This window comes from Dyadobacter subterraneus, from assembly GCF_015221875.1.
Taxonomy (GTDB): Bacteria; Bacteroidota; Bacteroidia; order Cytophagales; family Spirosomataceae; genus Dyadobacter; species Dyadobacter subterraneus.
This window is the reverse complement of sequence record NZ_JACYGY010000001.1, coordinates 16,700-37,226: the sequence shown is the minus strand read 5'-3', so window position 1 is coordinate 37,226 and position 20,527 is coordinate 16,700. Positions and strand designations below refer to the sequence as shown.

Annotated in this window: 16 protein-coding genes; 5 read left to right on the top strand and 11 right to left on the bottom strand. The window is 40.2% G+C overall.

Annotation, left to right across the window (positions count from 1 at the left end):
* Window positions 1-9 precede the first annotated feature (9 nt).
* On the bottom strand, window positions 10-1,290 hold the full coding sequence (locus tag IEE83_RS00150) for a sensor histidine kinase (RefSeq protein WP_194118627.1): 1,281 nt from the start codon (window positions 1,288-1,290) through the stop codon (window positions 10-12).
* A complete protein-coding gene (locus IEE83_RS00145; protein ID WP_194118626.1) occupies window positions 1,287-1,964 on the bottom strand; it encodes a response regulator transcription factor in 678 nt (225 codons plus the stop codon). The genes IEE83_RS00150 and IEE83_RS00145 overlap by 4 nt, the downstream gene beginning before the upstream one ends.
* A gap of 169 nt (window positions 1,965-2,133) precedes the next feature.
* Here IEE83_RS00145 and IEE83_RS00140 point away from each other — a divergent pair, with 169 nt between their 5' ends.
* Together IEE83_RS00140 and IEE83_RS00135 are read left to right on the top strand one after the other, a co-directional pair.
* Complete coding sequence (locus IEE83_RS00140) at window positions 2,134-3,588, top strand: TolC family protein (RefSeq protein WP_194118625.1); 1,455 nt, start codon at window positions 2,134-2,136, stop codon at window positions 3,586-3,588.
* 28 nt (window positions 3,589-3,616) lie between these two features.
* On the top strand, window positions 3,617-8,008 hold the full coding sequence (locus IEE83_RS00135) for an efflux RND transporter permease subunit (RefSeq protein WP_194118624.1): 4,392 nt from the start codon (window positions 3,617-3,619) through the stop codon (window positions 8,006-8,008).
* A 606-nt stretch (window positions 8,009-8,614) separates the two neighbouring features.
* Here IEE83_RS00135 and IEE83_RS00130 read toward each other — a convergent pair.
* The 9 genes from IEE83_RS00130 to IEE83_RS00090 form a co-directional block, all read right to left on the bottom strand.
* A complete protein-coding gene (locus IEE83_RS00130) occupies window positions 8,615-9,187 on the bottom strand; it encodes a DUF4136 domain-containing protein (RefSeq protein WP_194118623.1) in 573 nt (190 codons plus the stop codon).
* A gap of 123 nt (window positions 9,188-9,310) precedes the next feature.
* Window positions 9,311-10,252, bottom strand: coding sequence for a glycoside hydrolase family 43 protein (locus tag IEE83_RS00125; protein ID WP_194118622.1), 942 nt, complete (start codon window positions 10,250-10,252; stop codon window positions 9,311-9,313).
* A 191-nt stretch (window positions 10,253-10,443) separates the two neighbouring features.
* A complete protein-coding gene (locus IEE83_RS00120; protein ID WP_194118621.1) occupies window positions 10,444-11,004 on the bottom strand; it encodes a fasciclin domain-containing protein in 561 nt (186 codons plus the stop codon).
* A gap of 179 nt (window positions 11,005-11,183) precedes the next feature.
* Complete coding sequence (locus IEE83_RS00115; RefSeq protein WP_194118619.1) at window positions 11,184-12,335, bottom strand: beta-1,2-mannosidase; 1,152 nt, start codon at window positions 12,333-12,335, stop codon at window positions 11,184-11,186.
* A 218-nt stretch (window positions 12,336-12,553) separates the two neighbouring features.
* A complete protein-coding gene (locus IEE83_RS00110; RefSeq protein ID WP_194118617.1) occupies window positions 12,554-13,162 on the bottom strand; it encodes a YceI family protein in 609 nt (202 codons plus the stop codon).
* Between the two features lie 128 nt (window positions 13,163-13,290).
* The gene (locus tag IEE83_RS00105; RefSeq protein WP_194118615.1) at window positions 13,291-13,848 is read right to left on the bottom strand and encodes an RBBP9/YdeN family alpha/beta hydrolase; all 558 of its coding nucleotides are present in this window, start codon (window positions 13,846-13,848) and stop codon (window positions 13,291-13,293) included.
* A gap of 200 nt (window positions 13,849-14,048) precedes the next feature.
* A complete protein-coding gene (locus IEE83_RS00100) occupies window positions 14,049-15,128 on the bottom strand; it encodes a formylglycine-generating enzyme family protein (RefSeq protein WP_194123234.1) in 1,080 nt (359 codons plus the stop codon).
* Between the two features lie 49 nt (window positions 15,129-15,177).
* Window positions 15,178-16,614, bottom strand: a complete 1,437-nt coding sequence (locus IEE83_RS00095; RefSeq protein ID WP_194118613.1) for a phytoene desaturase family protein — start codon at window positions 16,612-16,614, stop codon at window positions 15,178-15,180.
* 228 nt (window positions 16,615-16,842) lie between these two features.
* Complete coding sequence (locus IEE83_RS00090) at window positions 16,843-17,406, bottom strand: DUF4142 domain-containing protein (RefSeq protein ID WP_194118611.1); 564 nt, start codon at window positions 17,404-17,406, stop codon at window positions 16,843-16,845.
* Window positions 17,407-17,756: 350 nt separating this feature from the next.
* On the opposite strand from IEE83_RS00090, the gene IEE83_RS00085 reads away from it, so the two are divergent.
* The 3 genes from IEE83_RS00085 (at window position 17,757) to IEE83_RS00075 (ending at window position 20,527) form a co-directional block, all read left to right on the top strand.
* Window positions 17,757-18,206, top strand: a complete 450-nt coding sequence (locus tag IEE83_RS00085; protein ID WP_194118610.1) for a response regulator — start codon at window positions 17,757-17,759, stop codon at window positions 18,204-18,206.
* 222 nt (window positions 18,207-18,428) lie between these two features.
* A complete protein-coding gene (locus IEE83_RS00080; RefSeq protein WP_194118609.1) occupies window positions 18,429-19,529 on the top strand; it encodes a DNA topoisomerase IB in 1,101 nt (366 codons plus the stop codon).
* 35 nt (window positions 19,530-19,564) lie between these two features.
* Window positions 19,565-20,527, top strand: a complete 963-nt coding sequence (locus IEE83_RS00075) for a lipid A deacylase LpxR family protein (RefSeq protein WP_194118607.1) — start codon at window positions 19,565-19,567, stop codon at window positions 20,525-20,527.

The following is a 20,527-nucleotide window of genomic DNA, read 5'->3' as shown; positions in this document are numbered from 1 at the left end:
TTGCAAGCACTACCCAGCTAGCTCCTTCATCTCCTGCCGAATAATAATCGAGTGAATCGTTTCGTGATAAGTATATTCAATTTCCAACCAATAATTATCACAGATCTGCTTTACAATCGCCAGCCCAAGTCCTACTGATTCTGCTCCGGATGATTCTTTTTTAAATCGCTCAAATAGCCTTTCCGGATCTGTACTCAGTTCACTACCTGTATTGCTGATCTTTAAATAGTTTTCATCCGATTCAAGAAAAAGCTGGCCATTCAAATAATTATGGCGGATGGCATTACTCAAAATATTATTAAGTAAAATATCAGCAAGCGACGGCGACATATTGATATCAAAACGACTTCGCAAATCCATTTTCACCTCAATTTGCTTGTGGGTCAAAATATCTTCAAAATCTGAAAGTTTACTTTTCAATAAATCAACCAGATCCAGATCTTCGGTATCTGTAAACTGCTGATTTTCTATTTTAGCTAAAAGTAATAATCCCTGGTTTAACCTCGACATTCGTCTCGAAGCATGATAAATTTCTTCGATCCAATACGTATGATTTTCACTCAAATCTTTGGATTGAATAAATTGCTCAACTCTGGCATTGATCAGTGCAAGCGGAGTCTGGATCTCGTGGGAAGCATTTTCAGTAAATTCTTTCAGGCTTGTATAATCATGCTGCATCTTGTCAGCCATCTTTTTCAACACATCATCCAGCTCGCTAAATTCGGTTACTTCACTTTGGGGAAGCTGTAATTTTTCTTTTTTTGTTAAATCAAATTCCTTGATTCTGGTCAGCGTATCATAAAATGGTTTCCATAATTTACCGGAAAGTCGCCGTTGAAACAGGAACATACTGATCATGAGCAATCCCAAAAAAGTAACCATCGCCGCAGAGATTGCCTCAATCAGTTTATAGGATTCGATCATTGATTTCCTGATCGCAACACGGTGTGGAACGCCTCCTATTATTGTATAAAATGTCAGTTGGCGAAAAGGTGAAATCCCCTCATCGTAGCGGTTCTGAATTAAAGTATCTTTGAAAATGACGGTATGACTATACTCGCCGGTGACTGGCATCACTTCAATTTTATTTTCAACAAAATAGGAATTGTTGTTCCAGGTATCATGTGAGCGGATAAACGATTCGAAATCCTGCATCTCAACTTTCAAACGCGTTTCCACTTCGTCATAAATCATATATTTAATGATCCAGTAAAACGCAATTCCGACGGCCAGATAAATGACCAGCGAAACCATCAGATAAATGCGGCTTGTTTTTTCCAGGAGTTTCAAGAAGCTGCGAATTTATAGCCAATACCATAGATAGACTGAATATAATCTTTTCCGCCCTTTTCCAGAATTTTACGGCGAAGATTTTTAATATGCGAATAAACCATATCCAGAGAATCCGCTGAATCCATGTGATCCCCCCAAAGATGTTCCGCGATGGATTCTTTGGTAAGTGCAACATCGATATTGGAAAGAAAATATAACAATAGATCATATTCCTTTCTGGACAAAAGTGTTTCCTTTTCTCCAACAAAAACTTTTCGTGCCTGTAACTGGACCCGGATTTCCCGCCATGCCATATCATTATTTCCTCCAAAATTCCGGCGACGTATCAATGATTTTACACGGGCATTCAATTCGGAAAGATGAAAAGGTTTGGTCATATAATCGTCAGAACCGATTTCCAGCCCCTTTATCTTATCCTCCAAAGTATTTCTTGCGGATATAATAATGATACCGGTCGTGGCTGCTATTTTTTTTAAAGTTTGAATAATACCAAAACCTTCACCATCTGGCAATGTGAGATCAACAATGGTACAATCATATTGATATAGGCTGACCTTTTCGTCGGCCTGCCAGAATGTATTAGCAACCTCGCAAATGAATCCTTCTTTTGTCAGATAATCCACAATGCTTTCCGCCAACCCTTTCTCGTCTTCGACAACTAATATTTTCATTTAAGAATGTAGTTATTATCGGGCAAAACTATATCCGGATGTTGGAAATATTTAGGAAATAATTTTATTCTATAAGATTAGTAGACTTTTCTCCTGAATTCCCAAATGTTTCCCAAATTGGCTTTTAGCTTCGTTTAAAATTTCCTGACACCCATTATAGTATATTTCCATGTTCTATCAAATTCTTCAAAAAATCCCATTTTGGGGGGCAAATTTTCCCGAAGAGGGACAAAAGCAAAAATTCCCGCGAAGGATTTATCTGTTTTTGCTTCTTAATTTATGTTCAGCAATCACTTTTAAGGCTGTTGCTCAAAAAGTTACGTTACAACAGGTTCTGGAAGAGGGCAAGCAAAACTACCCGTTTCTTAAAGCAAAACAAGCAGAAATTAAAAGCGCCGAAAGTCGTGTTAAATCTGTTAAAACGGACTACCTGCCTTCCTTTATTGTCCAGGATCAATATACCTTTTCCACGGGTAATAGTGTGAACGGTGCTTTTTTACCAAATGAAGGAAGCGCATTGTCTCCTTCGGGCGGGATTCGGACCGAGAATATCTACAAAGGTGCTTTTGGTAGTTTTACAACGGCCATGGTTGACTGGAAAGTTTTCAATTTTGGTAAAGTGAATGCAAATGTAAAAGCTGCACAAGCCGATATCAATCGCTCACAGGCTGATTACGAAAACGAACTTTTTCAGCATCAGGTAAGAATTGTAGATGCATATCTGGTTTTGCTTATCAATCAGAAACTGGTTGAAGCACAACGTCAAAATCTGGAAAGAGCGCTGGTTTTTAAACAAGTTACCGATGCAGCCGTAGAATCCGGCATGCGTCCGGGCGTTGACAGTTCTCTGGCCGGCGCTGAGTATGCGAAAGCAAAATTATTACTGCTGGAAAGCAGAAGAGCTGAAAAAGTACAGCGACTTCGACTTTCAGAATTAAGCGGACATCTGGAAGACAGCATTCAGGTTGATACCATGCGGTTTTATTCTCAATTGCCGGTAACAGTAAATACAGAAAGTACTTTTCTAAAAAATCCATCCCTGCTTTTTTCACAATCACAAATTGACGCATCCTATGCCCGCAGTCAGGCGGTTAGAAAATCGTTTCTTCCCTCTATTTCTTTAACAGCTGCTGGCTGGGGAAGAGGTTCTGGCGTTTCCAATACAGACAATGCTTACCGGACAGATTTTAGCAGTGGTGTTAGTTATCAGGTTTACAATTATCTGTTTGGTATTTCAACCCGTTGGAATTTAACGAGTATTCTTAAAGTTAAAAATGATTACAGAGCGGAACAATTTCAGGTTGAACGCTTTAAAGAAATATTCAATACACAGAAAATTCAGCTCGACAGACAATCGAGAGAAGCGCAGATGCAGCTTGAATTATCTCTGGAACAGGCAAAACTTACACCGATTCAGTTAGATGCAGCGCATACTGCATTTAACCAGGCGGAAGCCAGATATGAAAGCGGACTTACGGATTTGTTTACATTGGCGCAAAGTGTAACAACATTAAATCGCGCAGAAGTTGACCGCTTCATTACCAATGGAAATGTCTGGCGGGCATTGCTTATGAAAGCAGCGGCTTCCGGAGATTTATCGCTATTCCTGAACCAGTTAAACTAATTACTCCTTTTCTTTAAGATCAATAGTTATGTATCAACTCATTCGAACCGCCTTACGACAACCCATTTCCATCGTGGTGGTTGTCATCGGCATCCTGTTTTTCTCCATTTTATCCATCAGGACCATTCCTGTGGATATTTTCCCAAACCTGGATTTGCCAACCATTTATGTTGTGCAGCCTTACGGTGGTATGGCGCCCGACCAGATGGATGGTTTCATCGCCACCCGCTATCAGGATCACTTTCTGTACGTTTCGGGTATCCGGGATGTGGATGTAAAAACGATCCAGGGACTTTCACTCATCAAACTTTCTTTTTATCCCGGAACGGATATGGCGCAGGCGGCTGCCGAGGTTGCCAATAATGTGTCGCGGGCCAAAGCGTATATGCCTGAGGGTACCGTACCACCACAGGTGGTTCGTTTTGATGCGAGCTCGGTTCCAATCGGACAAATGGTTTTTGAAAGTAAGTCGAGATCGCTGAATGAAATCCAGGATTTTGCTTCTTCACGCGTGCGTCCGATGTTTTCCAGAATTCCGGGTGTTTCCAGTCCACCGCCATTTGGAGGTAACCAGCGTACTATCGTGATCCGTGTTGATCCTGAAAAAATCAGAAGTTACCACATGACACCGGAAGAAATCATTAAATCGATTGTCATCAATAACCAGCCTTCGCCGGCAGGAAATATTCGTATGGGCGACCGCACGCTAATGACGCCCGTTAACTCTCTGATCAAAAAACCGGAAGATTTTCTGAATATCCCCATTCGCATTGGAGCCGGACCGACCGTTTTCGTCAGAGATGTTGGAATGGTTGAAGACGGTGCCGATGTTACAGTAAGTTATGCCTTGATCAATGGCCGTCGTGCCGTTTATATTCCGGTGGTAAAAAAATCGGATGCTTCCACTTTGGATGTTGTAAATAATATCCGGGCTGCCTTGCCTCAATTGAGAAATGCGGTACCGGAAGATGTGAAAATTTCATACGAATTTGACCAGTCAGTTTACGTTACAAACTCTTTGAAAAGTTTGATTACGGAAGGTATTCTGGGTGCATTGCTAACCGGTTTAATGGTTTTACTCTTCCTCAGAGACTGGCGAAGTGTAATTATCGTGGTTGTAACCATTCCGATTTCCATTCTTTCTGCCGTGATTCTGATGAATCTGTTTGGTCAGACAATCAACATTATGACATTGAGCGGACTTGCGCTCGCGATTGGGGTTTTGGTTGATCAGGCAACGGTGACGATTGAAAATATTCACCAGCATCAGGAAATGGGAAAACCCAAGGAACAGGCGATCTGGGATGCCTGTAAGGAAATTGCATTTCCTGAATTCCTGATTTTACTTGCGATTCTTGCAGTATTTGCACCTTCTTTTGTCATGAGCGGTATACCAAGAGGAATGTTCTTGCCACTTTCATTGGCCGTAGGTTTTGCCATGATCGCATCGTTTTTACTTTCCCAAACATTGGTTCCGGTTTTGGCAAACTGGCTTTTGAAAGATCATCCAAAACACGAAGCACCAACACTGGCGCTTGACCACCAGGAAGTTCATGATGTAATTGAAGAAGGAGCGCATCCGTCTTTACCACCAAAAGGTTTTGAAAGATTCAAGTTGAGATATCTTAATGCTTTGACTGGAATTATGTCAAAAGGGAAACTGGTTGTTCCGGTTTATTTAATCGGAGCAGTGCTTTTGATTGTTGGCGGATTTATTTTGATTGGAACCGATATTTTACCGCATGGAAACAGTCACCAATTCCAGATGCGTCTGCGGATTGCAGACGGAACGCGTGTGGAACGTACCGAAGAAGCGACTTTGAAAGTACTTGATCTGATCAAATCCGAAGTTGGAAAAGAGCATGTTGAAATTTCCTCTGCTTATGTCGGAACTGTTCCTTCCAGTTATGGTACTTCCAACATTTTCGTTTTCAACAGCGGTCCGCATGAAGCCGTTTTGCAGGTTTCTTTACATGAAGATTTTCCGGTAAAAATGGATGCTTTGAAAGAACGTTTGCGTGAAAGAATTGGAAAAGAACTTCCAAAACTGCAAATTTCATTTGAACCGATTGAGCTGGTTGATAAAATCATGAGCCAGGGTTCTTCAACCCCGATTGAAGTAAGTGTAGCGGCAAAAGACGTGAAGGAAGCAGGAAAATTTGCCAAGAAAATCCAGGCTGAAATGAATCATATTGTTTTCCTCCGTGATGTTCAGATTGCACAACCGCTGGAATATCCGATTTTGGATGTAACAATTGATCGTGAAAGAGCAGGACAATTAGGAATTACTTCAACGCAGGTTGCCAGATCCATGGTTGCGGCAACTTCTTCCAGCCGTTTTACAGATAAAAACTTATGGCTTGATGATGCAAAAGGATTAGCCTATCAGGTTCAGGTACAGATTCCGGAATATCAAATGACTTCTGTGCAGGATATTGGAACAATCCCATTGAAAAGCGGAGCGAGTAATCCGTTATTGGCTGATGTTGCCACTTTTTCAGAAAAAACAACACCGGGTGAATATGACCGTGCCGGTCCAAACCGCCTGGTAACGATCACAGCGAATCTTCAAAAAATTGATTTGGGTACCGCAACAAAAGCTGTAACCAAAGCCATCAAAGATGCAGGTGAACCGCCACGTGGGGTTATTGTGGAATTGAAAGGTCAGTCAAATTTATTGACCGATACTTTATCAAGTTTGCAAACCGGTTTGATGATTGCCGTAATTATCATGTTCCTGCTTTTGGCTGCAACCTATCAGTCGTTCAAACTTTCGCTGGTTGTACTTTCTACAATTCCTGCGGTGGTTGTTGGTTCAATTGGATTGCTGTTAATTACCGGCGCGACTTTAAATCTTCAATCTTATATGGGTCTGATCATGTCCGTCGGGGTATCCGTGGCGAATGCTATTTTGATGGTAACCAACGCTGAAAATCTAAGACTTGAAATTGGTGATGCGGGAAAGGCAGTAACGCTAGCAGCCGGCAGCCGGATCCGTCCGATTTTGATGACCAGTATTGCGATGATTGCCGGTATGATTCCGATGGCTTCCGGTTTGGGAGAAGGCGGAGATCAGATTGCACCACTTGGTCAGGCGGTAATCGGAGGTTTGATCGCATCGACATTAGCATCGCTTTTGATACTTCCGGCTGTCTTCACTTTGGTACAAAGAAAAGCAAGCGTTCATTCCGTTTCCCTGGATCCAGAAGATCCTGAAAGTAATTTCTTCCGTAAAAACCTTCAACCATCCATTTCCATGAATACCATCAAATCAATTATCATACTTTTTATTGTTTCAGCAACGCTTGTTTCCTGCGGTTCTGAGGCTGAATCCGAGAAAAAATCGGAAGAAAAACCAGCGGAAGTACAAGCCACAGAAATGGCATCTGTACAAAGTTTACAGCCCTCCAAGAAAATGGCTTTGCCTGGTGAATTACTGCCATGGAACAAAGTAAACATCCATCCAAAAGTGAAAGGATTTGTAAAAACAGTTCAGGTTGATCGTGGTTCGATGGTAAGAAAAGGACAGGTTTTGGCAATTCTTGAAGCTCCGGAAGTACTATCAGAATTGAATCAGGCAAAAGCACAATTGATTGCAGCCGAAGCAAATCTAAGTGAAATCACTAGTAAATATCAGATCAGCGGAAATACCTATAATCGTATTTTGCGTACGAATAAAACAAAAGGCGCCGTGTCTATAAATGAAATGGATGTAGCACATTCAAGAGTTTTGACGGATAGTTCTGCCGTAGCTGTGGCAAGCGGAAATGTTCAGGCGGCTCGTTCCTTTGTTAATTCAAAATCTGAACTGGCAAAATATCTGATCGTTTCTGCTCCTTTCGATGGAATAATTACAGAAAGAAATATAAGTCCGGGCGCTTTGGTTGGACCGGGAGAAAGCGGTTCAAAACCTCTTTTTGTTCTCGAAGACAATACAAAATTACGTTTGACACTATCCATTCCTGAAAACTTAACCAGCGCAATACCCGACAAAGGCTCAGTAACTTTTACTGTAACTGCGAGTCCGGAAAAAAAATATACAGCAAATTTTGCCAGAAGTTCAAGAAGTTTATCCGAAGCAAATCGCTCGATGATCACAGAATTTGACTTTAATAACAGCGGCCGGGAATTGAAAGCAGGAATGTATGCGCAGGTTCAATTGAATACTGAACGTACCGGTAAAACTTTATTTGTGCCAAGAACCGCTGTTGTAAGTTCAAGCGAGCAGGTTTTCGTAATTCGCGATAAGGATAGCAAAGCTGAATGGGTAACCGTGAAACCGGGAACGGTTGTAGATTCTCTGATTGAGGTTTTTGGTGATTTACACGAAGGAGATCAGATCATCAAAAAAGCATCTGAAGAATTCCGGAATGGGGAAGCTTTGCAGGTGGCGTCAAAGACCGTTGCAAAGAAAAATTAAATAAGTCCAAGCAGTGAAGCAGCGCAATATTTGTAGCGAACGATACCTCGGACTGCAAATAAGGTGCAGCGCACCGCAATAAAAATCCACACCATTAAATAAAAAATGGGAGACAACAAAGCCGCAGAGCGGCAAAATACTTGTAGAAACTCAATAACCCCGGACTGCCAAAAAGGTGCAGCGCACCGCAATAAAAATCCACACCATTAAATAAACAAATGGGAGACAACAAAGCCGCAGAGCGGCAAAATACTTGGTAGAAACCGATAACCCCGGACTGCCAAAAAGGTGCAGCGCACCGCAATAAAAATCCACACCATTAAATGAACAAATGGGAGACAGCAAAGCCGCAGAGCGGCAAAATACTTGTAGAAACTCGATAACCCCGGACTTCCCAAAAGGTGCAGCGCACCGCAATAAAAATCCACACCATTAAATGAACAAATGGGAGACAGCAAAGCCGCAGAGCGGCAAAATACTTGAAGAAACCCGATAACCCCGGACTTCCCAAAAGGTGCAGCGCACCGTAATAAATATCCACACCATTAAATAAAAAATGGGAGACAGCGAATCGCCATCTCCCATTTTTCATTTATTCAAAAGCTTTTATTTTGAACTATAAGTATCCAGAGTTGCCTGTGGAAATGTTCTCAAAATATCAGCCATCGTGTTTTTCACCATCGTTTCACGATCATCCTTTTTTGTAGGCGGTTTCACTTTTCCGGAAGCCCAACCCTGCCAGATCATTTTTTCATTATTTTTCTGATAAATATTCAGGATAAAACGACTTTCCTGATAGTTGTAGGTCGAAATATTATTTCCGCCACCATACCACCACATATAAGGTGAATACGAGTTGTTAGAACGTACCTGCTGACGCTCCTTAACATCCGTCATAAAACGAACTACAATTTCCGGATTCTGATCCAGTTTATAGCCTTTCGACTGCATTACTTCAATCACAGCATCTCTTAATCGTCTCTTGTTCAAATCACTGCCCAACAATGGATCTTGCTCATTATTACGCTCAGGCGCTACATTGAAAGTTTTGAATTGTTTAAGATTTACGGACGAGTCATAGTCATAACTCGTTTGAAGTGCCTGACTACAGGCAAGCATTAAAGTACCCGCCACAACCATCATCGCGATGGATTTTGTCACTTTCACTATCCTTTTCATACAGTTAGATTTATTTTAGTTTACGATATATCTGACAACACTTTAACGGAAAGGTTTAATTTTTGCCTTCAGATACCTATTTAACTTGAAAACATATAAAATTAATATATAGTCAGAAAAATTTCATTTATTACTCTTTTCCAAACCATTAAAAATCGGCTCGCTAACGGTAAAAATCGTTCCATGACGAATTCCCGACGGAAAACTTACCTGATCAGAAACATCTTCCCAGTTCTTCATATCCTTCGACCTGACAGCGCCATATGTGTGGTCGCGGTACTTATCGAAATATACGTAGGTGTAATCTTTTATATTAATTGCTGTTGGACCTTCCGCCCAGTAATTTCCTGTAATTGGTGGTGACGTTTTTACAGGATATGGTCCTGCCGCATGTTTTGAACTTACCACCCGAATATTCTTTTCTGCCGGTTTCGGATTTTCGTTTTTTACAAACATATAATACAATCCATTTTTCTTTGAAATTGTAGCATCGATCACAGTAAAATCCGGATTATAAAAAAGTTTTGTTTTGCTGAAAGTTTTAAAATCTGGTGTCGTGACGGCGTAAATTCTATGATTTAAACCTTTTTCACTTTCTGAATCCGCAACGTTACTATGTCTTCCGGGGATTGTTGTTGCCCAATATATGATATAGTTCTTCTGTTCATCATCATAAAAAACTTCTGGAGCCCAGCTGTTTTTAGCCGTTGGCTCATGATCCATAACCGGAATTGCCTTTTGTTCTGACCAATGAATTAAATCTGCGGAAAATGCATAACCGATAATCTTATCATGCCAGCCGGTTGTAAAAACCATATGAAAAATTCCGTCCGGGCCTTTGATTATACAAGGATCCCGCATCAGTTTATCCTTTCCAACGGTGGGTCTTAAAAATGACTTTTCATTTTTAAGAGGTTGCCATTTCAATCCATCCCGACTGTATGCAAAATGTAAACCATCCTCTCCGTTATCCACAAAATAGGAAAAGAGAAAAACGTCATTTTGTGCATTTGCCGGTTTATAAAAAACAGTAAAACTTATGAGAATTAAGAATAACGTCCGCATGGAAATTGAGTTTTTGAATCTCTAAGAAAAGAAAAACGCATCTAAAATTACTTTCAGATGCGCATAATAATTTCTATTATTTCCTGATTATGCTGATCTTTTAAAAAATCAGCCCTTTCATTTTTCCAATTCAAACGGAAAAAGAAAGGACTGAACAACCACTACCAACTTCACTTTTCAACAACACGATTTTAAGGCATCAAAACTTTGTCAATTACATGGATTACTCCATTTGACTGGTACACATCAGCCGTTGTAACTTTTGCCATATTACCTTTTGAGTCTGTAATCATCAGATTTTTTCCTTTCATAGTGAAAGTCAATTCTTCACCCTGAACCGTTTTTGCCATAGCTTTTCCACCGCCATCTTTGATCATCATGGCCACAGCTTTCGAATCTACTTTTCCAGGTATTACGTGGTAAGTCAGGATCGAGGTAAGCATGTCTTTGTTTTCAGGTTTCAACAGGTTGTCAACAGTACCTTTTGGCAAAGCGTCGAATGCTGAATTTACCGGAGCAAAAACGGTGAACGGGCCAGTGCCTGATAATGTTTCCACCAAACCTGCCGCTTTTACAGCTGCAACAAGCGTAGTATGATCTTTCGAGTTAACGGCATTTTCAATAATGTTTTTAGAAGGATACATTGCTGCTCCTCCAACCATTACTGTTTTTTCTTTTTGAGCAAATGCGCCAAATGTTGATAATAAAGCGACTGCTAATAATCCTGCAAATTTTAGTTTAAGCGTTTTCATAAGTACGATTTAGTTTGTTGATTTTTTATCATATACGCCACCAAAATCGCCTTGGATTGATTTATAGAAAGAAATAATATTAATTAATAAATCAAAAACGCTTCTAACACACAGTTTTCAGAACAATGAGTCTGAACTGCTGAATGTTAGAAGCGTTTTCCCGTTATAAAAATAAACTGTTATTTATTCGGGATCGGATCTCCCGGACTTTTCATTTTTGGATCAAAAACTGCAACACCAACTCTTGAATCGGCGCAGCCGTAATACAAAAGCCACTTTTTCTTAAAGTAAACCATGCCTTCAATAAATACAGTTCCCGCCACATATTGTCCGCTTTTTTCAAACGGCTCCATTGGTCTGAAAAAAGGAACATCCATGCGGCTGATTAACTTGGAAGGATCATTTTTATCAAACAAAACCTGCCCTGCGCAATAGCTATTTGGTGTAAATCTCAAATCTCCATCTGCGCCCTTATCATTTTTTCCATTGTATAACAAAACAATTCCTTTGTCCGTAACGATAGCAGGCGGGCCACATTCCGTAAGATTACTATCAAAAAATCCTTTTCTCGGAGAAATCAGATTGATCAGATTTTCCTTATCGTCTACCAAAGGTGTCCAGTTTATCAAATCCGTGGAAGTGGCGACATTGACATTTGCCTCACCAAAATAAAGCCAGTATTTCCCGTTTATTTTGGCAATAACCTGTTTGTCATTTACCAGTTTTGTAACAATAGAACCAGACTTTGACCAGATATTATTGAATTTGCCATTGTACGCTTTTACAAAAGCAGGACCATGTTTTTGCCATTTTACCAGGTCTTTTGAGGTCGCTATTCCAAGTCTGGCTTTATCACGATTCCATTGGGTATAAATTAAAACATAAGTACCGTCTTCGGTTACTGCAACGCGTGGATCTTCACAACCTCCCGGCCATTCCATCGCTTTTTGATTATCATCTCCCGGATAAAAAACGGGAGTCTTTTTTCTTTTAAAAGTAATTCCGTCGGTACTTTCTGCATAACCCAAACGGGAAGTCCTCATCCCGATTTCTCGTCCCAATTTATCCTCAGCACGGTAGATAACCACAATTTTACCATCCTTAATCGTTGCTGCCGGATTGAATGTATCGTTCGATTCCCAGGCAACCATTTTTTTCGTCATAGGATCCAGAAAGCGCGTAGTGGTATCAGGCGAAATCACCGGATTGACATTTGCCGGCCTCACAAACCCACCGAAAGCCCAATCCGGAAGTTCATTTTTTGTTTGTGCATGAGCCTGCATAGACATAATCAAAATCGCAGGAAATAAGCCTTTTGTAAAATTTCTCATTAGGGATAGTTTATGATGACGAATTTCTTAGGAAAGAATGAAAGCGCGCGCTCCTACTTGGATGGGAGCTGTTGGCTATTAGCTTTTAGCAGTTAGGATGGCTTTTAAGACGATTGGACTTATTGAGAATATTATTTTTTCAGTTGATTTTAAACAAAAAAACTACCCGCCGAACTCAATCAACGGGTAGTTTCAATAAACTCAGTTCGAGCTAAAAGCTATTTAGCTATCAGATTTACATCAAGAACGAAATCATTTGAAATTGCTTTGTCGCCCAGGTTTTCGAAGAAATTGGTTGAGCGGAATTTGATGTCATATTTTGTACGGTCGATAGTAATTTTCGCTGTTGCTGATGCGCTTTTTCCATCTGCTTTTACTGTTGCAGGAAATGTAATATCGCTTGTAATTCCTTTGATTGTCAGCTTTCCTGTAACATCATATACGTTCGCACCTTTGGCTGTAACCGAAGTGATATCAAGTTTTGATGTTGGATATTTGTCGACTGCAAAAAAGTCCGCTCCTTTCAAATGTCCGGTTAATTTTCCGTTAGAATCGTTGTCGGTCAAATCCGTAACTGTCAGTGATTTTGTGTCTAAAACAAAACTTCCGCCTTTCAGTTTATCCTTATCCAAAATCAATGTTCCGCTGCTAATCGGCACATTACCAGTATGTTCTCCTGTAACTTTTTTACCAACCCATACCACTTTACTGGCTTTGGTATCAATACTCAAAGTTTTGTCAGCAGCTTTTGACTTAGCCGGGCCACCTGCAATCGCAGCGGCATTTACCCATAGACCTACCAATGCGAACACAAAGATTTTTTTCATCGTTTTTTTATTATGGATTAAAGATTTGTTTAAATATCTGAATGAATTTCGGGAAAGGTAATCAGGCGCGGAAATCGCGCCCGATACACTGTACTAGCCCAATTACTACTTGATGTTATTCTTAATTTCTATTTGATACCGACAAATTCGGAACGTACCAGTTGTTTCAGGATTTCCTTTCCCTCAGGCCAGTCTTCCAGTTTTGAAACGGCGTTGATATGTCCTTTTTTTCCAAGATTTATAAATTCACTTCCCCATGCATTTGCAAAAAACTGCGAACGTTTTATCGATGCATAAATGTCATTGGTACTTGCCACAACGATGCTTTTAAACGGTAATGGTGAAAAAGGAATTGGAACAAATCCTTCCACAAAATTCAATCTTTTCGACAACTCCGCATCTGCCGGAGCAACCAGTAAAGCGCCTTCAATCCATGGTGACGAATATTTTGCAGCCCAATGTGCTACCGTTATGCATCCCAGACTATGTGCTATCAAAACTGTCGGGGAAGTTAATTTGCTGATATGCTCCTGCAATCTTTCAACCCAGTCTTCACGATTTGGCCAGTCCCAGTTATTTTGCTCAATCCTGCTGAAAATATCAGGCTGCTGAACTTCCCAAATGGTTTGCCAATGTTGCGGCCCGGAACCCGCCAATCCCGGAACTGTCAAAAAACGAGTACTCATACAAGCCAATCCGTTTCAGGTGATTTAATTTTCGATCCCGAAATTAAATTTTATATTACAAAGTAATGTCTAATTCCTGATAAAAACAATAGAATACTTAATCTATTAAGTTAATAGATTATAATTATTTTCAAAAGAATAAATCTTTTGAATTTTGACAGACATAACTGTATAAAAATGAACGAATCATACTTTTAAAATTATTTTGCAGCCATTACGCAACGAAAACCTAAATTATTACTTCCGCTTGTAACTTCACCTTTCCCACGGCTTCCTGCTTTGTAGCGAATGCAATATTCGTCACTGCACAAAAACGATCCGCCTCGCTGGACGCGTTTTACAGCACCTGGTTCGTCAGGATCGTAGCTATCCGTTGGTCCTTGCGGATTTTTAGCAGGACTTTTCTGATAATAATCCGGACGGTACAAATCTTCGCACCATTCCCATACGTTGCCATCCATGTCATACAAACCATAAGGATTTGCAGGAAAAGTTTTCACAGGAGCGGCCGCCGCATAACCATCTTCTTTTAAATTATGATCAGGAAAACTTCCCTGATAAATATTGGCAACCCATTTATTGTTAGGTTTCAGCTGATCACCCCAGTAATAAGTATGATTTCCTTTTCCTCCCTGCGCTGCAAATTCCCATTCAGCTTCCGTTGGCAAACGTTTTCCCGCCCACTTAGCATAGGCAGTTGCGTCTTCATAAGAAACATGAACGACAGGCAAATTTTCACGACCTTTGATCGAACTTCCTTTTCCTTCTGGTTGCGACCAGCTTGCGCCAGGCACATAATTCCACCATTGCAGCGGATTTTCAAGAGAAACTTTTTGTGCTGTTGGTGTAAAAACCGCTGAACCCGGAACAAGTTTATCCGCAGGAACACCTGGATAATCAGCCGGATTTAGTGGACGTTCAGCAACGGTTTTATAATTTGTAGCTTTTACAAAACGGGCGAACTCAGCGTTTGTCACTTCATGCTCGTCCATGTAAAAAGGATCAACACTAACTTTATGCATCGGTCTTGAATCCGGAAATTCATCAGCACCCATCAAAAACTCACCGCCTTTAATCAATACCATACCATCTTTACTGCCCTTTCCTTCAACAATATTTTCCTGACTTGCCAAAATTGCGGAAGCACGTGTAGGCATTCCGTCTGCAATGCATTTAGCCAGACTATCCTTTGTTTTTTCTTCTGCCGTTTGTTTTGTCTGGCAGCTTAAACCGATGACCGCGAACGACATCAACAAAAATACTTTTTCAAAAACCTTCATCTCAAATTTTATTTTATTTACTATCATTGATCTGTTTTACCAGAGTTATTCAACTTAATGAAATCTTAAAAATGTCTTTCAAAGCCGTTTTTGCTGCATGATATCCACACATTCCATGAACGCCGCCGCCTGGTGGTGTGGATGACGAACAGAGATATATTCCTGTATTGGAAGTCCTGTAAGGCGATAAACTTAAAACCGGGCGGGTATATAACTGGAAAACATCCTGTACTCCGCCGTTGATATCACCGCCAATATAATTCGGGTTGTATGCTTCCATTTGTTCCGTATTCATCGTGTTTCTGGCAATGATGACATCCTTAAAACCTGGTGCAAATCGCTCCACCTGATTTTCAATTGCAGCCGTCATATCTTCCTTCGAGCCGTTTGGTACGTGGCAATATGCCCAGGCAGTATGTTTTCCTTCCGGCGCACGACTGTTGTCAAAAACACTTGGCTGGGATAAAAGCACATAAGGCTTTTGAGATTGCTTCCCTTCAGCTGTCATTTTTTCACCCTCAGCTATTTCTTCCAGCGTATTACCCAAATGGACAGTTCCGGCACCTTTGCATGCTTCTGCCTTAAAAGGAATTGGCTCACTTAAAGCCCAGTCAATTTTAAAAACGCCCATGCCGTATCGATATTTTTCTAAACGGTTTTTATACGAGGTACTTAACTTTTCCCCTGCAATTTCAACCAGTTGTTTAGGTGTTACATCAAACAAAACCACTTTTGCCGGCGGAAGCTGATTTAAAGATTTAACCAAAAAATCAGTTTGAATTTCACCACCCAGAGCCAGAAACTTAGCTGCCAAAGCATTCGCTATTGACTGAGAACCACCTTTGGGAATTGGCCACCCAGCTACGTGCCCAGCCGCCATTAACATTAGTCCTATCGCTGATGTCGTCAGGTTTTCCAGTGGTTGAATTGCATGCGCGGCCATACCTCCCCAAAGTCCCCTAGCCTGTTTTGTCTTAAATTTATTCGCCATAAACACAGCAGACGGAATTGCCTTTAATCCAAATTCTGCCAACGCCAATGGATATTTAGGTATCGGAAACGGCCCTAATAAATCCGGTAATAATTTTGGTAAATCCCTTACAACCGGACTCATAAAATTCAGATAAGCTTCTGCATCCTTTCCCAATCCCTCTGCCGTTTCTTCAACAGATCTGTCAAGAATTCCGGCAGTTCCATCGTCAAAAGGATGCGCTGCTGCGTGTTTTGGCTGAATTAATTCTAATCCATATTGATCCAGCGACAAACTTTTAAAAAACGGAGAAAGCATCGCCATTGGATGAACCGCTGAACAAACATCATGTAAAAAGCCAGGCAATGTTAGCGCCTGTGTTCTCATTCCGCCTCCTATCTCCTTTTTGCCTTCCACCAATAAAACAGAAAGTCCCTGCTGTTGTAAAGTAATTGCAGCAGCAAATCCATTTGGACCTGAGCCTACAACAACGGCATCATATTCTGTTTTCCGCACAATTAATTCTATTAAACCAGTCCCCAATTTCAAGTAATTGATACCTGAATCAACCCAGAATCAAGTTCATAACGAATTACTCTATAAAATTGGTAGACAAAATAACTTTATATACTTCCAAAAAGCAAGAATTAATTAAAATAAGCGATTGACTTTAAATAATACCCACAAAAAAAGCGGAACGATCTGAGATCGTTCCGCTTTCACACAAAAAAAGGATTTTGATGATTATTTAAGCGTTTCCTTTAAGCCTTGAACCGTTTCCAGGTGATGATTTAAAGTTGGCAATTTTTCTGCTGCCCACGTTTTAATGTCAGCATCTTTACCGTCTTTCGCAGCATCTTCAAATTTCTTGATGTCGTCTTTATGGTCATCAACCATGGCAGACACATAAGCTTTGTCAAAATCCTTTCCTGTTTTTTCAGAAAGATCATTGTACATTTTTTGACATTTCTCACTCAGTGTTGTTGGCAAAGTAATGTTCTTTTTCTCAGCCAATGCTTTCAATTCATCATTTGCTTTTGAATGATCTTTTACCATCATTTTTCCGAAATCTTTTACACCTGGAGACGCTGCATTTTTTTCAGCAAGTTCTCCAAGTTGTACTTCAAGCATTCCGCCATCTGCTGCGGCAACTGCAAATTCTGTATCGTCTTCTATTTTAGTATCGTCGAATTTCTTCTCGTTGGCATCTTCTGCCATTTCTTTACTGTCTTCTTTTTTTGAAGAGTTACAAGCAGAGAATGTTAATATGCTGGCCAGGAACAGCGCGCTTAATGTGATCTTTTTCATAATTTCTTACACTTTAGGTGATATTTAGCACTAAAAAGTAAAAAATTATGCCATCCAAATTTTCTTTGGTATGTCCTGCAAAACAATGTTTTACCCAATTGAATAACAAATCCCGTATCTCATAGTGACGATTTTATTCAACATGGAGATTTTCGTGGGGAAAAATTCAAAAAAAGTGACTAAGTATAAGCAAAGAGCAGCCACAAAAATGTTTTTTGCAAAACTTATATTAATTTTATGTCCTGATTAACCTATGAAAAGTGCCCGTTCTATGATATTTGGTAACTTAATGTTATCAGATGTAAAGAACAAACACCAGAACTGAACGCAATTAAGGAGTACCCCAAAATATGAACCCGGATAAATTCTATAATATTTTTTTAGCTGATGATGATGAAGATGATACCTTCCTTTTTCAGGAAGCACTTGAACAACTTTCCTTATCGTCCAGCCTGGTAACAGCTGAAAATGGTTTGGAATTAATGAAAAAATTGAATTCCAGCGACGTCGCTCCTGACATGATTTTTCTTGATATGAACATGCCGGTTAAAAATGGACTTGAATGTCTGTCGGAATTAAGAGCAACGGAAACTTTCAGACAAACGCCGGTAATTATCCTTTCAACTTCGGTAGCAGGCTATCTTCTCGAATCAGCCTATAATGCTGGCGCCAATTTATATGTCCAAAAGCCGACAAGTTTTTCAAGCCTGATCAGCATTCTGGAACAATGTCTGTCTAAGAAAAGTGATTTTACTTCCCAGCCAGACATAAATGATTTTCTGGTTGCCAACAACAACTAAGTTCAGCGGAACTATCGATTTAAATATTCTCCACATTTCTTAAATTGAGTAGATACTTCCGCAACTATTTTTTGGCTTTCTTACATTCTTTAAGGCTTACCAGACTTAAACACCTAATAACCAATAGCTTAATAAATACCGCAAATTCTTACACATTCGTTTTTTCGTACTGGTACTGAATTATTAAATTATCGCAAATAATTCACTTAACAGTACAAAATCATGTCTGGAGCCGTAGCCGTTGGAACACTTACAGAATTGCCTGCAATTTCCTCAAGACAAATAAAAAAATTAAAAAAAGATCCTGCGCTGACAGCCGCTGCGGCAGGACTTCATTATATTTCAGGGAGTGATGCACCGGGATACATCCGAAAAGGAAAATCGCCTCGGTTTTATTATGTTGAAAAATCAGGCGCAAGATGTAAGGATAAGGAAGCAATTTCCAGAATAAAATCACTGGTTTTGCCACCCGCCTGGCAGGAAGTCTGGATCAGCAAAGATCCGGAAGGACATCTTCAGGCAACTGGTATCGACGAAGCCGGACGTAAACAATACCGCTATCATCCGCACTGGAATTTGATCCGTAACCAGACAAAATATTACCGCTTATTAACCTTTTCCGACTCCTTGCCACAGCTTCGTGAAAAAGTAGAAAGTGATTTACGCAGAAGAACTTTTGATCTGGATAAAGCTATTGCCCTGGTTATCAAACTCATGGACAAAACCTGTATCCGTGTTGGAAACCAGCGTTATAAAATTAAACATGGTTCTTCCGGGATCACCACGCTGGACGCAAGGCATGCAACGGTGAAAGGAAAAACGATCCGTTTTATGTTTAAAGGTAAAAAAGGTGTAAAACAGGACATCACATTGAAAGATATACAATTAGCCAGATTGGTAAAACAGTGCAAGGAAATGCCAGGCCGCAGACTATTTCAGTATATCAACGAAAAAGGAGAAAAATGTGCTCTGTCGGCCAGCCATGTAAATGAATATATCAGAATTCATACCGGTGCCAGTTTTTCGGCAAAGGATTTCCGTACCTGGATGGGTACAGTGACAGCTTTTGAGTTTTTGAGCGCACAATCGGAATACAAAACAAAAAGAGAATTTAACAAAACGGTTAACACTTGTCTGGACGCTGTGGCTGCACATTTAGGAAATACACGTACCGTTTGCAGGAAATATTATGTACATCCCGCTGTTTTCCTGGCTTATGAAAAAGGAAAAATCCAGCGCATTTTCCATAAAGAAGTTGATCATGCCAAATATCTTTCTGATAATGAATTGCATGTAAAAGCACTATTGGCACATCCGGCTTAAATCCGGTGCAGGTTTGAGATCGTATGTCTCTAACTATGCGAAAACTACTTTTTATACTGATCATTTTGTCCCCTCTGGTTTCCCTTGGCCAGAGGATAGATAATCTTGCATCATTCAGAAATGTAACCGGGGAAAAGTATTTCCGGATTCATTATGACAATGATTTTTATACCAAAACTGATTATTATTATACTCAGGGTTACAATCTTGAATTTGTAAATCCTGCCCTTAAAAAGAATCCCTTATCCCGGATCTTGTTACAATTAAAAAATAGCCGTACTAAATATGGAATGTCGCTGGAACATTATGGTTTCACTCCTACAAGTATAAAAAGCAATGAAATCCTTAGGAATGACCGTCCGTTTGCAGGCGTTATTATGTTGGAAAGTTTTGCTGTTTCTGTTGACACTTTGCAAAAATCCAGATTGTCTTCTATACTCAGTACGGGTATGCTTGGACCGGCTGCTTTCGCCGGTAAAATGCAGAAGAAAATCCATAGCTGGACGGGCGATCCGGAACCGCTGGGCTGGCAGCACCAAATCAGAAACGAAGTGGTGATTAATTATGAATTGAACTACGAAAAAGAAATCTTCAACATTCCCAATATTGTTTCGTTAAACACAAATTCCGCTATTCGTATTGGAACACTTTCTGACAAAATTCAGGGTGGAGCAACATTGACAGTCGGACGGTTTGATTCTCCGTTTCAAACCAGAGAAAAAAGAATTAAAACCAATTATCAGCTTTATTTTTACACACAGCCTTTGGTCAGTCTGGTTGGATATGATGCTACCATGCAGGGCGGAATTATCAATCGAAGCAGTCCATATACCATTAGTGCCGGACAAATTAACCGCTTTACTTTTCAGAATTCTTATGGTGTAATATTGAGTTTGAGAAATCTGTATGTTGAGTATTACAGGACGTATCTAAGCAAGGAATTTGAAACCGGAAGAACCCACAAATGGGGCGGACTCAAAATTGGATTTGCATTTTAA